Raw genomic sequence first — 14,214 nt, 5'->3', positions numbered from 1 at the left:
TCACTGGAGAGTCCGCCCAAAAGGTAAATTTCGGGTAAATTTCAACAGCCTGCGCCGAAAGGCAAAAAAGTACGAAAAAAGCGGCTGAATATGCGTTGACAGGAATCGGAGCCTCCCTTAGATGCGCGGCTCCCAAGGGGGCGCTACAGCGCAATGCGCGGGTGTAGCTCAGTTGGTTAGAGTATCGGCCTGTCACGCCGAGGGTCGCGGGTTCGAGTCCCGTCACTCGCGCCACCTTGGGATATTTCTCTGATTTCAGACGCTTAGGCCGCCTCCGGGCGGCTTTTTCGTGCGCGCTTTATTCCGCGCTTTCCCGCAGTCGGCGCAGGTTCTCCTCGTGCCCCGTCTTGTCGATCCGGTAGCGCGAAATGCAGTAGAGCGCGCCGAGATAGAGCAGCAGCAGGGACGGCCCGTAGAAGGCCCCCAATTGCCACAGAGTGTCGGCGGGCACGTTCCCGGGCTCGGCGTTGTCGGGAAACGCGATCAGGGACAGGATCGCCCCTGCCGCCGCCACGCCGAAGCCCTGCGTGACTTTCCGCGTGAAGGTGGTCGCCGCGTAATAGACGCCCTCGTTGCGCCGCCCGGTCTTGATCTGGTTTGCTTCGACAAGGTCGGCGATCATCGAATAGGCGACCGCCTGCGTGGCGATGATCAGCGCAAGGTCGATGACGTTGATGCAAACCACCAGCGGGAAGAGGATGGGGTCGCCGTTTTCCGGCATCAGCCCGGCGAGCCGCAGCAGGACGGGCGCAGGCTGGATGGTGAAGGCGAGCAGGCCCAAGACGATCACCGCCTGCTTCTTGCCTAGCTTGCGGACGGCATAAGGCGCGAGCAGGAAACCGAACAGGGCGGAGAGGAAGACCGTGCAGGTCCAAAGGAAGATCTGAAACTCGGTGAACTCCCAGAAATAGCGCAGCATCAGGAAGGCCAGCGCCGCGGCAAGGCCGGTGGCCACGGCGAACAGGACGGTCGCGAAAAAGAGCGCGATAAAGCTCTTCTCGCTCAGCACCTCGACCATTTCGCGGAAGATGCGGCGCACGCCGAATTTCTCGCCGGTTGCAACCGGGCGGTGGAGGTGCGGAATGCGGTGATGGGTGCCGAGGGCTGAGATCATGATCGCCGCGAAGATCAGCAGCGAGCCAATGATGCCGTAAGTCGTGTAGGCTTCGCGATCCATCAGGCCGAGCGGGCCGGTGGCCAGCGCGCCGAACATGATAATGCTCATCATGTTTCCGCCCGACCAGCCGAAGAAGAGGCGATAGGATTGCAGGCTGGTGCGCTCCTCGTAATCGCTGGTGAGTTCGGGGATCAGCGCGGAACTGGGCGTCTCGTAGAAGGTGATGAAAGTGCGGATCAGCACCGCGAGGCCGGTGAGGTATAGGAACAGCCCGGTCTGGCCCCAGTCGGGCGGATTCCACAGCAGGAAATAGCTGAGCGTTACGGGCAGGGCGGCGGCGTACATGAAGGGGTGGCGGCGGCCCCACTTGCTGCGGAAATTGTCGGACCAGTAGCCGACGAGCGGGTCGGAAAGCGCATCGAAGACAAGGGCGATGAGGATGGCGAGACCGACGAGGCTCGGCTCCAGCCCGATCACCGTGCCGTAAAACAGCAGCAGGAAGTAGTCGAAGCCGTTGTTCTTGATGCCGAAGGCCGCCGCGCCGAAGCCGTGCGCCAGCTTCAACCCGGTGGACGGCTTCTCCGATGCCGCGGCAATGCTCGCCATGTCCTCTCCCTCGGCTGCGAGGCTAGGGCAGGCGGGGACCGTTGGCAATCAGCGCCAGGTGCCGGTTTCCATCCACTTGAGAAAGCGGCCCAATGGAAGCAGCCATACGAGACCGAGGAACACATAGACTACGGTCTGCACCAGCGTCGGCCATTCGCCGATAAGGCCGGGCATATAGTGCGCGATCACGATGCCGTAGACGAGCAAGGCAAGCAGCAGGCCGAGGATGCCGACAGGGATGCGCCAGGTGGGTTCGGTTCTCATGGCAGGGGTCCGTAGAGGCGGGTCGGCGTCACGATGGCGCGCAAGGGCTGATCGTGCTCTTCGAGCGGAAGCTCTTCGGCGAGCTGGCAATCCCAGGCGAGACCGATGGGCGTCGCGCCGGGGCGATCGGCCAGCCAGCGGTCGTAATGGCCGCCACCCTGACCGAGCCGCTGGCCGTCTGCAGTGAAGCCGACCAGCGGGACGAACAATACCTCGGGTTCCAGCACCGGCGCATCCGGGAAGGGCTGGAGCAGGCCGAAGGGGCCGACTTCGAGATCTTCCTCGTCAAAGGGATCCGAATGGCGCGCAAATTCCATCGGCGCGTTGCGGCTGGCAAAGCGGGGCAGCGCGATCTCGTGGCCGCGATCGAGGAAGAACTTGGCGTAGGAAGCGGCCGGCGCCTCGAACGGGTTGGCGCGGTAGAGGCCGATCACGGCGCCTTCGGGCACCATCTCGAGCAGTGGGCCGGGTGGGCGATGGAACACCAGCGCACGCATGCTGTCGGGCAACGCCGCGACATGATCGCGCCGCGCGGTCAAAAGCTGCTTGCGAAGAGTGTCTTTGTCCATGTCCGTTCGCCCTGAGCGTGTCGAAGGGCCGTCCTTTTCTTTCGAGATCAAGCTAAAGTGAAGTGCAGGGCTTCGACAAGCTCAGTCCGAACGGATTGAGAGGTTTGCACTTACCCCAGACGCGCTCAAGCAGCGGAAGCGAAGCTGGCCATCGGCCTACCGGTAGCGCAGCAAAAACGTGACGGGACCACCATGGGTCGTTGCCGGAAAATCCTCTGACGCCTTCACGTCAGGTGGGCGCCGTATATCCGAATCGCCGGGACGAACCCGCCAACCCAGTAGGGACAGCTCCCTTGGATTGCTTATAGCCTCAGGGATGTTCATGCGGCTCGTGCCGGGCAGCCCCGTCGCCGCCTATTTAGGAGCCCTGCGGCGCGCCCTCAAGCCTCGACGCTGCATTTTCGAGCGCAACGGCGAGACCTTCCAGCTTGTCGGCCACCGCGTGGGTGTCGATTTCGGGCGCAGGAGGGGGCGGGGGCGGCGCTGCAGGCGCGGCGAGTTTCTTCTTCGCGTCCTCCAGCTCGTCGGCCAGCAGGATGGCGGCGAACAGCAGGTTCTTGGCCTCGTTGCTGGAGACGTTCTTGCCCATTCCGGCAAGCTTGGCGTCCACCGTGGCGGCAAGGCCGCGCAAATTGTCCTCCTGCCCGTCCGCCACCGAAACGGTGTAGCGCCTTCCGCCGACTTCGAGCTTGACCTCGCTCATGCCTCCAGCCCCTCGATCAGCGCGTCGAGTTCGGAAAGGCTGGCCGCCACGCGGGCTTTCAGCGCCTCATGCTTGGCAGCGCCTTCGCCATTCCCCCGCGGGGTGGCGGCCTGCGCCTCGATCCGGGCGAGGGCGCGTTCGATCCTGTCCACGGCCGTAGAAATGCGTTGTGCGCTCATAGTGGGACCCGAATTAACGATAATCGCACGGCGTGGCAAAGGCTTGGGCGCGCCTGTTGATAAATCGGGCGAGGAGCACTTGGCATCGCATTGCGCCTATGCTCGGGTTGACCTCGCGAGCGGGCGTCCGCAAAGGGTGCGCGCGCCTCGAATCGTACATATTTTTGCCGGAGAACGAACCCCATGAGTCTCGACGCCGCACGCATGGTCCCGATGGCCAACGCCATCAGGGCGCTTTCGATGGATGCGGTGCAGGAGGCGAATTCGGGACACCCCGGCATGCCGATGGGCATGGCCGATGTCGCCACGGTCCTGTTCAGCGAATATCTGAAGCACGATCCCAGCGCGCCGGATTGGGCCGACCGCGACCGTTTCGTGCTGTCGGCGGGCCACGGCTCGATGCTGATCTACAGCCTGCTGCACCTGTCGGGCTATGCGCATCCGACGATGGAAGACATCCGCAACTTCCGCCAGCTCGGCTCCCCTTGCGCCGGTCACCCGGAAAACTTCCTGCTCGATGGCGTGGAATGCACCACCGGTCCGCTGGGGCAGGGTCTTGCGATGGCGGTTGGCATGGCGATTGCCGAGCGCAAGCTGAACGCCGATTTCGGCAGCGATATCGTCGATCACAAGACCTGGGTGATCGCCGGTGACGGCTGCCTGATGGAAGGCATCAACCACGAGGCCATCGGCCTTGCCGGACACCTCAAGCTCGGCCGCATGAACGTGCTGTGGGACGACAACCAGATCACCATCGATGGGTCGACCGACCTGTCGACCAGCGAAGACATCAAGGCCCGCTACGAAGCGACCGGCTGGCACGTCACCAGCTGCGATGGCCACGACTTTGCCGACATCCGCCGCGCGCTCGACGAAGCGCAGGCCGACGAGCGTCCCTCGCTCATCGCCTGCCGCACGGTCATCGGCAAGGGCGCGCCCAACAAGCAAGGCACCAGCGCCACCCATGGCGCGCCGCTGGGCGACGAGGAAATCTCCGCTGCGCGCGACGTGTTGGGTTGGGATTACAAGCCGTTCGAAATCCCCGAGCAGGTGCTTGCCGACTGGCGCGGCACGGCAGATGCGGGCGTCAAGGCGCATACGGACTGGAAGGACCGCCTCTCCGGTCACGACCAGAAGGTCGACTTCGAACGCCGCATGTCGGGCGATCTCCCGGCCAAGTTCAGCCTCGACAACTACATCCAGTCCTTGATGAAGGACCCGGTCAAGGTCGCCACCCGCAAGGCGAGCGAAATGGCGCTGGAGCAAATCAACGCCATGCTGCCCGATACGCTGGGCGGCAGCGCCGATCTCACCGGCTCGAACAACACCAAGGCTGGCGGCATCGGCCCGTTCACGGCGGACGACTACTCGGGCCGCTACATCTATTACGGCATCCGCGAGTTCGGCATGGCCGCCGCGATGAACGGCATGGCGCTGCATGGCGGCGTCATTCCCTATGGCGGCACCTTCCTCGTCTTCACCGACTATTGCCGCGCCGCGATCCGCCTCTCCGCGCTCCAGCAGACGCGCGCCATCTACGTGATGACGCATGACAGCATCGGCCTCGGCGAAGACGGTCCGACCCACCAGCCGGTCGAGCATGTGCAGTCCCTGCGCATGATCCCGAACCTGCTGGTGATGCGCCCCGCCGACGCGGTCGAAACCGCCGAGTGCTGGGAGATTGCGCTGCGCAGCAAGGACCGCCCGACGGTTCTCGCGCTGACCCGCCAGGGCCTGCCGCAGGTGCGCAACCACCCCGAAGAACTCGATATGTGCTCGAAGGGCGCCTACCGTCTCAAGAAGGCCGGTAACGCGCATAAGGTCACGCTCATCGCCAGCGGCTCCGAAGTGCACCTCGCGCTCGCCTGTGCCGAGGAACTGGAAAAGCAGGGGATCGGCGCCAGCGTCGTTTCCATGGTCTGCACCCAGCTTTTCGACGAGCAGGACGAGGCGTACCGCAAGGACCTGATCCCGGCATCGAGCCTGCGCGTCAGCATCGAGGCGGGCACGACCTTCGGCTGGGAACGCTACACCGGAGAGAACGGCCTCACCATCGGTCTCGACCGCTTCGGCGCCAGCGCGCCAGCACCCGATCTCTTCAAGAAATTCGGTTTCACTGCGGACAGCATCGTTCCGCAAATCATGAACAAATTAAACGGTTAAGCAGGAGCTCTTCGCATGGCTACCAAGGTTGCAATCAACGGTTTCGGACGCATCGGCCGCCTCGTGGCGCGCGCGATCCTGGAGCGTGACGACCACGATCTCGAACTCGTCAGCATCAACGATCTGGCCGACACCAAGTCGAACGCGCTGCTGTTCCAGTATGACAGCACGCATGGCCGCTTCCCCGGCACGGTCGAAGTCGGCGACAACGCGATCATCGTGAACGGCAAGTCGATTGCCGTGACCAGCGAGCGCGAGCCCGGCAAGCTGCCGCATGGCGAGCAGGGCGTGGACATCGTGCTGGAATGCACCGGCTTCTTCCAGTCCGACGAAGCCTGCCGCCCGCACCTCGACGCTGGCGCCAAGCGCGTGCTGATCTCGGCTCCGGCTAAGGGCGTTTCGGCAACCATCGTCTATGGCGTGAACCACGATGTGCTGACTGCCGAAGACGTGATCGTCTCGAACGCAAGCTGCACCACCAACTGCCTCTCGCCCATGGCGAAGGTGCTGCACGAGACGGTGGGCATCGAACGTGGTTTCATGACCACGATCCACAGCTACACCAACGACCAGCGCATGCTCGACCAGATGCATGGCGACATGCGCCGTGCCCGCGGCGGGGCGCAGAACATGATCCCGACCACCACCGGCGCAGCGCGCGCGGTCGGCCTCGTCCTGCCCGAACTCGCCGGCAAGCTCGACGGCAGCTCGGTCCGCGTGCCGACCCCGAACGTCAGCCTCGTCGACCTCGTCTTCACTCCCGGCCGCGACACCAGCGCCGAGGAACTGAACGCGGCGCTCAAGGCCGCTTCGGAAGGCGCAATGAAGGGCGTGCTCGATTACACCGACCAGCCGCTCGTCAGCAGCGACTTCAACCACTATCCGGCCAGCTCGACCATCGACAGCCTCGAAACCAGTGTGATGGAAGGCAAGCTCGCCCGCGTCGTCAGCTGGTATGACAACGAGTGGGGCTTCTCGAACCGCATGATCGACACCGCCGGCGTGATGGCGAAGTTCCTCTAAAGGACGGCACCCATGAGCAAATTCAGGACCCTGGACGACCTAGGCGATGTGACCGGTAAGGTCGCGCTGGTGCGCGTCGACCTGAACCTTCCGATGAAGGACGGTTCGGCCACCGACGTCACCCGGGTCGAGGCGGTGAAGCCCACCGTGCTCGAACTCGCGGAAAAGGGCGCCAAGGTCCTGTTGCTCGCCCATTTCGGCCGTCCCAAGGGCCAGCGCCATTCGACCATGTCGACCAGCTTCGTACAGGGCGATGTCGAGAAGGTGCTGGGCAAGGAAATCATGTTCATCCCCGAGGTCATGGGCCCGGTGGTCGAACAGTCGATCGGCATCCTGCGCAACGGCGACATCGGCCTGCTCGACAACGTCCGCTTCTGGCCGGGCGAAGAGGCGAACGATCCCGACTTCGCGCGCGGTATTGCCGCCCATGGCGATTTCTACGTCAACGACGCCTTCTCCGCCGCGCACCGTGCGCATGCCTCGACCGAGGGGCTGGCGCACCTCCTGCCGGCCTATGCTGGCCGCGCGATGGAGGCGGAACTGAAAGCGCTCGACGCGGCGCTCGGCAATCCCGAACAGCCGGTCGCGGCCGTGGTGGGCGGGGCGAAGGTATCGACCAAGCTCGACGTGCTCGAAAACCTCGTCGGCAAGGTCCAGCACCTCATCATTGGCGGAGGCATGGCCAACACCTTCCTCGCCGCGCGCGGAGTCGATGTCGGCAAGTCGCTGTGCGAGCACGACCTCAAGGACACGGCCAACCGGATCATGGACCAGGCGGACCATGCGGGGTGCACCGTGCACCTGCCCTATGACGTGGTGGTGGCGAAGGAATTCGCAGCCAACCCGGCCAGCCTGCGGGTCTGCAACGTTCATGAAGTCGCCGAAGACGAAATGATCCTCGACGTCGGTCCTCAGGCGGTCGAAGCTTTGGGCGACGTCCTCAAGACCTGCAAGACGCTCGTGTGGAACGGCCCGATGGGCGCCTTCGAGACCGAGCCTTTCGACGCTGCCACGGTGGCTCTCGCCAAGACAGCCGCCGCGCTCACGGAGGGCGGCTCGCTGACCTCGGTTGCAGGCGGAGGCGACACCGTCGCCGCGCTCGCGCACGCCGGTGTGAAGGACGATTTCACCTTCGTTTCGACCGCGGGCGGCGCCTTTCTCGAATGGATGGAAGGCAAGGACCTGCCGGGCGTCGCCGCGCTGAAGGCCTAGCGATACTCCGGATTGGGCGCGTCGAAGCAGCGGCCCTCGTTCCACAAGTCGACCGAATTGCCCCAGGCCGGGATGCCGCCCGCGTCCTTCAGCATGCGCGCCATGTGCATCAGGTTCCAGGCCATGAAGGTCGTGTTGCGGCGGGTGAAGTCGTTATCGAAGCCGACATAGCCGTCACCATCCGCCTTCGCGTCGCCATAGCTGGGGCCGGGGCCGGCTTCGCCGATCCAGCCTGCGTCGGCCTGCGGCGGAATTGTGTAGCCGACGTGCTGGAGCGAATAGAGCACGCCCATGCCGACGTGCTTGATGCCGTCCTCATTGCCGGTGATGATGCACCCGCCGACCTTGCCGTAGAACACGTATTGCCCGGCCTCGTTGGTCTGGCCCGAATGGCCGTAGAGCCGTTCGATCAGGCGCTGGCAGACCGAGCTTTTCTCGCCCAGCCAGATCGGTGTGCCGACCACAAGGATATCGGCCTCCTGGACCTTCTCCCAGATTGCGGGCCAGTCGTCTTTCTCCGCACCGTGCTCGGTCATGTCCGGATAGACGCCGGGGGCGATCTCGTGATCGACCAGCCGCACCTGCTCCAGCGCGACGTTGTTGCGCACGAGGATCGTCTCCACCACCCCCAGCAGCTTGTCGGTGTGCGAGCCCTGCGGCGTGGGTTTGAGCGTGCAATTGATCGTCAGCGCCTTGAGGTCGGAGAAGTCGGTCGTGTTCTCCTCGCAAAGCCGTTCTTGTGTCGCGTCGAGCATGGATTCTCCTGTTCCTCCCAAGACATACGTCCCGGCAGGCGATAAGTTACCCGGCGGCTGTTGCAGGTGCGAAGGGGCGCGGCTATTGGCTGCGCATACGATTGCACCAACACGGGATGGCCAGATGACTTTCGATGAAATGCGCGAGCGGATTGCACACGGACAGGGCTTTGTCGCGGCCCTCGACCAGTCCGGCGGTTCGACGCCCAAGGCGCTGCGCGGCTATGGCGTGGAAGACAGCGAATGGTCCGATGAGGACCAGATGTTCGCGCTGATCCACGAAATGCGCAGCCGCATCATCGAAGCGCCCTGTTTCGGCAACGGCAAGGTCATCGGCGCAATCCTGTTCGAGAAGACCATGGAGGGTGAGAGCGGCGGCATGAGCGTGCCTGCTCGCCTGAAAGATCGCGGCATCGTGCCCTTCCTTAAGGTCGACAAGGGCCTCGAAGACGAGCGCGACGGCGCGCAGCTGATGAAGCCCAATCCCAACCTCGAAGCCATGTGCGCGCGGGCCAGGGAACTGGGCGTCTTCGGCACCAAGATGCGCAGCGTGATCAAATCGGCCAATCCGGTCGGCATCAAGGAAACGGTTCGCCAGCAGTTCGCAGAAGGCGCACGCATCCTCGCCTGCGGCCTCATGCCCATGCTCGAACCGGAATACGACATTACCGCCGCCGACCGTGCGGAAGGCGAAAAAATCCTGCTCGCCGCGATCGAGGAAGGCCTCGACGCGCTGCCGGAAGGCCAGCAGGTCATGCTCAAGCTGTCGATCCCTGCCGAAGCCGGGCTCTACGCCGGTCTCGCCAAGCACCCCAAGGTGCTGCGCGTGGTGGCGCTCTCGGGCGGCTATTCGACCGACGAGGCGTGCGAGAAGCTGGCGCAGAACCCCGGCATGATCGCCAGCTTCAGCCGCGGCCTGCTGCAGGACCTGCGCAAGCAGCAGGACGATGCCGAATTCGACGGCACGCTGTCGGGCGCGATCGACCAGATCCACGCCGCCAGCATCACCTGAGCGGGCTCAGCGTCTTTCGAACGTGAAACGATAGGCGTCGGCGGGGATCGCTTCCTCGCCGCGCTTTTCGGGCGTTCCCGAGACCAGCACATAGGTGCGACTGAGAACTTCATGCGGTTCGCCCAGCGTGAGGTTGGCGGTCTGCGCCCAGTGGGTGGAGGTGATCCGCGTCGAAACGGTGAGCTTGCCCGCCCAGATGCAGCGGACATTCTCAGGGCAGCGGCTGTCCTCGACTACCGAAAGCGGGGTGAGGATGGCATCTCCGGTCCACACCGGCTCGCCTATCGCTACCGGCGTTCCCTGCGCTGCGGCATCGCCATTCACGCGCGGGGTATCGGGGATCACGGCGCAGGCGGAAAGGGAGAGCAGGGCGAGGGCAGAGAGGAGTGTTTTCATTCCGCCGCTAGACGCCCGATGCGCTTTCGCATGGCTGAACGCGTGACGAACCGTGCGAGCCGCGATAGAGGGCGCGCATGGACGAAAACATTCCCACCCAGCTTTACCTGATCTCGCCGCTCGATGTGTCGGGCGATTTCCCGCAGCGGCTCGAACGGGCGCTGGAGGCCGGCAAAGGCCTTGTCACCGCCTTCCAGTTCCGCGTCAAAGGTATCGACCAGCACGAAGCGGCGGCGCTTGCCGAGCCGCTGCAGGCGATCTGCGCCGCGCATGAGGTGGCCTTCATCGTCAACGATTCCATCGCGCTCGCCAAGCGGCTGAAGGCCGATGGCGTGCACCTTGGCCAGAAGGATGGTGACGTGCGCGAGGCGCGTGAGGAACTGGGCCGCGAGGCGCAGATCGGCGTCACCTGCCACGCCTCGCGCCACCTTGCTCTGGAAGCGGGCGAGGCGGGGGCGGACTATGTCGCTTTCGGCGCCTTCTTCCCCAGCGAGACAAAGGAAACCGAACACCGCGCGGATACGGACATCCTTGCATGGTGGCACGGGCTGGTGGAAATCCCCTCGGTCGCCATCGGCGGCATCACGCCCGAAAATTGCCGCCCGCTGATCGAGGCAGGAGCAGACTTCCTCGCCGTATCGGGCGCGGTCTGGTCGGGCGATGAAGTGGCGGCTGTCGAAGCCTTTGCGGAGCAAATCGCGCGGACGTGAGTTGTCTTTCCTGAACGGGGCGGGTCGCCTCCCCGATGTATTCAGGAGAGGTCCCTCATGCGTAACCTTTTGTTTGTAGCCGTTTCCTCGCTCGCCCTTGCCGCCTGCGGCATGAACGGGGCGGAGGACGAGACCGAAACGGACACCACCGCACAGACGCAGCCGTCCGAGGATTACGGCTACGAAACCTATGACGAGAACAATCTCGCCGATTCCATGGCGTCCAACGACGACGCCTATGGCATGGGCGACAGCGTGGCAGCCGAGGACGAGGCCATTCCCGACAGCGAGGAGCGCCCGGTCATGCAGGCGCAGGTCGTGCTCGACCGGATCGGCTTCGGCCCCGGCGTGATCGACGGCAAGATGGGCATGAGCACCGAGAACGCGCTCAACGGGTTCCAGCAAGCCAACGATCTCGAAGTCACCGGCAAGCTGGATGAGGCCACCAAGACCGCGCTCAGCGATTGGGATTCGATCCCCGCAACGCGCGTGGTGACGATACCGGCAAGCTGGTCGGATGCCCAATATGTCGACATTCCCGAAGACACAGCCGCCAAGGCCGAGCTGGAGCGGATGGGGTACAAGTCGCTTGACGAGCGGCTGGCCGAGCGTTTCCATACCACCGTCGAAGTGCTGAAGCAGCTCAATCCGAACGGCCGCCCCGCCGGAATGGAGGCAGCAAGCGCTTCTCCCAGTGGCTCACCGAGCGGTAAGCCGAGTGGAACGGCCAGCGCTTCGCCCACCTCGACACCGACCCCGGACAAGGAGCAGCCTGGCTCTTCCTCGATAAGCTATTTCACCGCCGGCCAACAAATCCGCGTGCCGAACATCGGCGCGGACCGGATCGAGAAGGGTTCGATCGAGGATCGCGGCTGGCAGCAAACGCTCGCCAGCCTCGGCGTCGGCACCGACCAGCCCGAAGTCGATCGCATCGTCGTGAGCAAGGCGGGCAAGACGCTGAAGGCCTATCAGGGCGACAAGCTGGTAGCGCTGTTCACCGTCAGCTCGGGCTCGAGCGAATTCCCGCTGCCGCTGGGCGAATGGGATATCGTGGGCGAGGCCTACAACCCTCCCTACAGCTACGATCCTGCCGTGCTTTCAGGCGGCAAGGAAGAGGGCAAGGAATACACGCTGCCGCCGGGTCCCAACTCGCCCGTGGGCGTGGTCTGGATCGACCTTTCCAAGGAGCATTACGGCATCCACGGCACGCCCGATCCCGAAACCATCGGCCGCGCGCAATCGAGCGGCTGCGTGCGCCTGACCAACTGGGACGCAGCGCGGCTTGCGGGCATGGTCTCCCAGTCCACGCAGGTGATTTTCGAAGCGTAAGCGGGTAAAGGGGGGATTATGAACTTCGTTGATCGACTGCTCACCATCGTCATCACCGCCACGATTACCAGCGCAGTCTGGATCGTGGCGGGCGGGAGTTTGATCGAGAACGCCACCGGGGAAGGGCAGCGAGACACCACGCGTCCGGCTGAGGCTGCACCGAGTCCCTCGCCGACCAGCACCGAACTGGCCGAGGCGGGCATGGAAACGCCGGTGTCCGACCAGGCGCGCAACGCCAAGCCGCTGGATACCCAATTCGCCCAGCAGGTGGACAGCCGCGCGGCCAGCGAGCTCATCATTCCGGTCCTGAACGTTCGTGCGGCTGAGCTATCCGACACTTTCACCGATTCCCGCGGTGGTGGGGAGCGGCTGCACGAGGCGATCGACATCATGGCCCCCACGGGGACCAGCGTCGTCGCAGCCGCGCCCGGGACGGTGGAAAAGCTTTTCCAGTCGGATGCGGGCGGCATGACTATCTACGTCCGCTCGACCGACGGGCGGACCATTCATTATTACGCGCACCTCGACGCATACGCGAAGGGCCTGACGGAAGGGCAGAAGGTCCGCCGTGGTCAGCGGATCGGCACGGTGGGATCAAGCGGAAACGCCTCGCCCGATGCACCGCATTTGCATTTCGCGATTTTGCAGACCACCCCCGATTCCGAGTGGTGGGAACCCGCCAACGCGGTCAATCCCTATCCTCTGCTGAGCAAGCGCTGAGCGGATTCAGTACCTAGTCGCGGACCGGGCCGGTGCGGTGGCAGCGCATCCGCGCGAGCTTTCCGTCCTTGCCGACTTCCTGCAGCAGGCCGGAGGACACGCGCATCATCGCGTGTCCCTTGAGCGGGCCGCGCGTAAAGGTGACGCGGCGTCCTTCGTAGAGATAGGTGCCCGAGCCTTTTTCCGTAGTGTAACTCGAAGCGCCGGTGATGGAGAAACCGTGTCCTTCCACCTCGTTCCAGGCCGGGCCATCGGCCGTGCCGGGCAGCGCGCAGGCGTATTCGCCCTGCGGCAACAGGCCGAGGCGCCCTTGGGCGTGCGACGGTGCGGCCGCCATGGTCGAGGCGGCAGCGGCGAGCAAAACGATGGCAAGCGGTTTCAATTCAATACCCTCCAGCTCCTTCATATAGGGAAATTGCGGCAAAATTTCCACCACCTTGCCGTGCGCCCTAGCAGCCTGTAAGGGCGCAACCACACGACCGTCCGATGCCGGGCGGCGCTCTTTCACATCGAGGCAAACTCCCATGAAGATCAGCGGCGTGGACATCCGTCCGGGCAACATCATCGAATACGAAGGCGGCATCTGGAAAGTCGCCAAGATCCAGCACACCCAGCCCGGTAAGGGCGGCGCCTACATGCAGGTTGAGATGAAGAACCTGCAGGATGGCCGCAAGACCAACGTGCGCTTCCGCAGCGCCGACACGGTCGAGAAGGTGCGCCTCGATACGCAGGACTATCAGTTCCTCTACGAGGACGGCGACATGCTCGTATTCATGGACCAGACCACCTACGAACAGATCACCCTCCCGTCCGACCTCCTGGGCGATGCCCGCCCGTTCCTGCAGGACGGCATGCAGGTGAAGCTGGAACTGTGGGAAGAAAAGCCCATCTCGGTCGAACTGCCGCAGCAGATCGAAGCCGAAATCGTCGAGGCCGACGCCGTGGTGAAGGGCCAGACTGCGTCCTCCAGCTACAAGCCGGCCGTGCTCGACAACGGCGTGCGCATCATGGTTCCGCCGCACATCGAAAGCGGCACGCGGATCGTGGTCGACGTCTACGAGCAGAGCTACGTCGGTAAGGCCAACTAGGGAATCGCATCCATGGGCAAATCCATCGCCAGCCGTTTCGACAATATCGACATCGAGAAGAGCACTCTGCGTGCCGTCATCATCAACGATGACGAGCTGACGCTGGAGATGGATTTCTGCCTCGAGCCCGCGCACCCCGATTACGAGGCGCCGGGCGAGGACGAGGAATGCTGCTGGCATCCCGGCCTGCTCAAGTTCGCAGGCATCAGCAAGCTGCAGCTCGACCGCCGCGAGACCGACAAGGACGGCATCCAGCGCCGCTTCGCCATCCAGAAGTTCAATATCGAGGGCACGAAGTTCGACATGGAATGCGAGTGGGGTGACATCCATCTCGCCGCCCGTTCGATCCGCGTCCTCACCGAATAAGA

At 64.1% G+C, this 14,214-nt stretch carries 17 protein-coding genes and 1 tRNA gene; 10 read left to right on the top strand and 8 right to left on the bottom strand.

Annotated features, from left to right (window positions below):
- Positions 1–157 precede the first annotated feature (157 nt).
- Positions 158–234, top strand: a tRNA-Asp gene (locus K3148_RS00265).
- A gap of 64 nt (positions 235–298) precedes the next feature.
- Here K3148_RS00265 and K3148_RS00260 read toward each other — a convergent pair.
- The 5 genes from K3148_RS00260 to K3148_RS00240 form a co-directional block, all read right to left on the bottom strand.
- Positions 299–1,723, bottom strand: coding sequence for an MFS transporter (locus tag K3148_RS00260; RefSeq protein ID WP_221425365.1), 1,425 nt, complete (start codon positions 1,721–1,723; stop codon positions 299–301).
- A gap of 48 nt (positions 1,724–1,771) precedes the next feature.
- Entirely contained in the window at positions 1,772–1,987 is a 216-nt protein-coding gene (locus K3148_RS00255; protein WP_221425364.1) for a DUF2842 domain-containing protein, read from the bottom strand.
- Positions 1,984–2,556 carry a 5-formyltetrahydrofolate cyclo-ligase gene (locus K3148_RS00250; RefSeq protein ID WP_221425363.1) on the bottom strand — a complete coding sequence of 191 codons (573 nt, stop codon included), beginning with the start codon at positions 2,554–2,556 and terminating at the stop codon, positions 1,984–1,986. Before K3148_RS00250 ends, K3148_RS00255 begins: the two co-directional genes overlap by 4 nt.
- Positions 2,557–2,914: 358 nt before the next feature.
- Complete coding sequence (locus K3148_RS00245) at positions 2,915–3,259, bottom strand: cell division protein ZapA (protein ID WP_221425362.1); 345 nt, start codon at positions 3,257–3,259, stop codon at positions 2,915–2,917.
- Positions 3,256–3,438, bottom strand: coding sequence for a hypothetical protein (locus tag K3148_RS00240; RefSeq protein ID WP_221425361.1), 183 nt, complete (start codon positions 3,436–3,438; stop codon positions 3,256–3,258). Before K3148_RS00240 ends, K3148_RS00245 begins: the two co-directional genes overlap by 4 nt.
- Before the next feature lie 183 nt (positions 3,439–3,621).
- On the opposite strand from K3148_RS00240, the gene tkt reads away from it, so the two are divergent.
- From tkt to K3148_RS00225, 3 genes are read left to right on the top strand one after another with little or no spacing between them, the layout of a single operon-like run.
- Positions 3,622–5,601 carry a transketolase gene (tkt, locus tag K3148_RS00235; protein ID WP_221425360.1) on the top strand — a complete coding sequence of 660 codons (1,980 nt, stop codon included), beginning with the start codon at positions 3,622–3,624 and terminating at the stop codon, positions 5,599–5,601.
- A 15-nt stretch (positions 5,602–5,616) separates the two neighbouring features.
- Positions 5,617–6,624, top strand: coding sequence for a type I glyceraldehyde-3-phosphate dehydrogenase (gene gap / locus K3148_RS00230; RefSeq protein WP_221425359.1), 1,008 nt, complete (start codon positions 5,617–5,619; stop codon positions 6,622–6,624).
- A 12-nt stretch (positions 6,625–6,636) separates the two neighbouring features.
- A complete protein-coding gene (locus K3148_RS00225) occupies positions 6,637–7,836 on the top strand; it encodes a phosphoglycerate kinase (RefSeq protein WP_221425358.1) in 1,200 nt (399 codons plus the stop codon).
- Here K3148_RS00225 and K3148_RS00220 read toward each other — a convergent pair.
- Positions 7,833–8,591, bottom strand: a complete 759-nt coding sequence (locus K3148_RS00220) for a flavodoxin family protein (protein ID WP_221425357.1) — start codon at positions 8,589–8,591, stop codon at positions 7,833–7,835. The genes K3148_RS00225 and K3148_RS00220 overlap by 4 nt on opposite strands.
- Before the next feature lie 124 nt (positions 8,592–8,715).
- Between K3148_RS00220 and K3148_RS00215 the strand changes: the two genes are divergently transcribed.
- Complete coding sequence (locus tag K3148_RS00215; RefSeq protein ID WP_221425356.1) at positions 8,716–9,603, top strand: fructose bisphosphate aldolase; 888 nt, start codon at positions 8,716–8,718, stop codon at positions 9,601–9,603.
- Positions 9,604–9,609: 6 nt separating this feature from the next.
- Here K3148_RS00215 and K3148_RS00210 read toward each other — a convergent pair whose 3' ends face one another.
- The gene (locus K3148_RS00210) at positions 9,610–9,999 is read right to left on the bottom strand and encodes a hypothetical protein (protein ID WP_221425355.1); all 390 of its coding nucleotides are present in this window, start codon (positions 9,997–9,999) and stop codon (positions 9,610–9,612) included.
- Positions 10,000–10,076: 77 nt separating this feature from the next.
- Between K3148_RS00210 and thiE the strand changes: the two genes are divergently transcribed.
- Genes thiE through K3148_RS00195 form a run of 3 tightly spaced genes read left to right on the top strand, consistent with a single transcriptional unit; the run spans position 10,077 to position 12,758 of the window.
- Positions 10,077–10,709, top strand: coding sequence for a thiamine phosphate synthase (gene thiE, locus K3148_RS00205; protein WP_221425354.1), 633 nt, complete (start codon positions 10,077–10,079; stop codon positions 10,707–10,709).
- A gap of 57 nt (positions 10,710–10,766) precedes the next feature.
- Positions 10,767–12,038, top strand: coding sequence for a L,D-transpeptidase family protein (locus K3148_RS00200; protein ID WP_247711597.1), 1,272 nt, complete (start codon positions 10,767–10,769; stop codon positions 12,036–12,038).
- Positions 12,039–12,056: 18 nt separating this feature from the next.
- Complete coding sequence (locus K3148_RS00195; protein WP_247711596.1) at positions 12,057–12,758, top strand: M23 family metallopeptidase; 702 nt, start codon at positions 12,057–12,059, stop codon at positions 12,756–12,758.
- A 13-nt stretch (positions 12,759–12,771) separates the two neighbouring features.
- Here K3148_RS00195 and K3148_RS00190 read toward each other — a convergent pair whose 3' ends face one another.
- Positions 12,772–13,164 carry an elongation factor P gene (locus tag K3148_RS00190; protein WP_221425353.1) on the bottom strand — a complete coding sequence of 131 codons (393 nt, stop codon included), beginning with the start codon at positions 13,162–13,164 and terminating at the stop codon, positions 12,772–12,774.
- Between the two features lie 118 nt (positions 13,165–13,282).
- On the opposite strand from K3148_RS00190, the gene efp reads away from it, so the two are divergent.
- Both efp and K3148_RS00180 read left to right on the top strand, forming a co-directional pair.
- On the top strand, positions 13,283–13,846 hold the full coding sequence (gene efp, locus K3148_RS00185) for an elongation factor P (protein WP_221425352.1): 564 nt from the start codon (positions 13,283–13,285) through the stop codon (positions 13,844–13,846).
- A gap of 12 nt (positions 13,847–13,858) precedes the next feature.
- The gene (locus K3148_RS00180) at positions 13,859–14,212 is read left to right on the top strand and encodes a hypothetical protein (RefSeq protein ID WP_221425351.1); all 354 of its coding nucleotides are present in this window, start codon (positions 13,859–13,861) and stop codon (positions 14,210–14,212) included.
- Positions 14,213–14,214: the final 2 nt, after the last annotated feature.

Origin of the sequence: Qipengyuania aurantiaca, from assembly GCF_019711375.1 — a bacterium.
Lineage (GTDB): Bacteria > Pseudomonadota > Alphaproteobacteria > Sphingomonadales > Sphingomonadaceae > Qipengyuania > Qipengyuania aurantiaca.
Note: the sequence above shows the minus strand (reverse complement) of the source record. Positions and strands in the feature narration are given on the sequence as shown.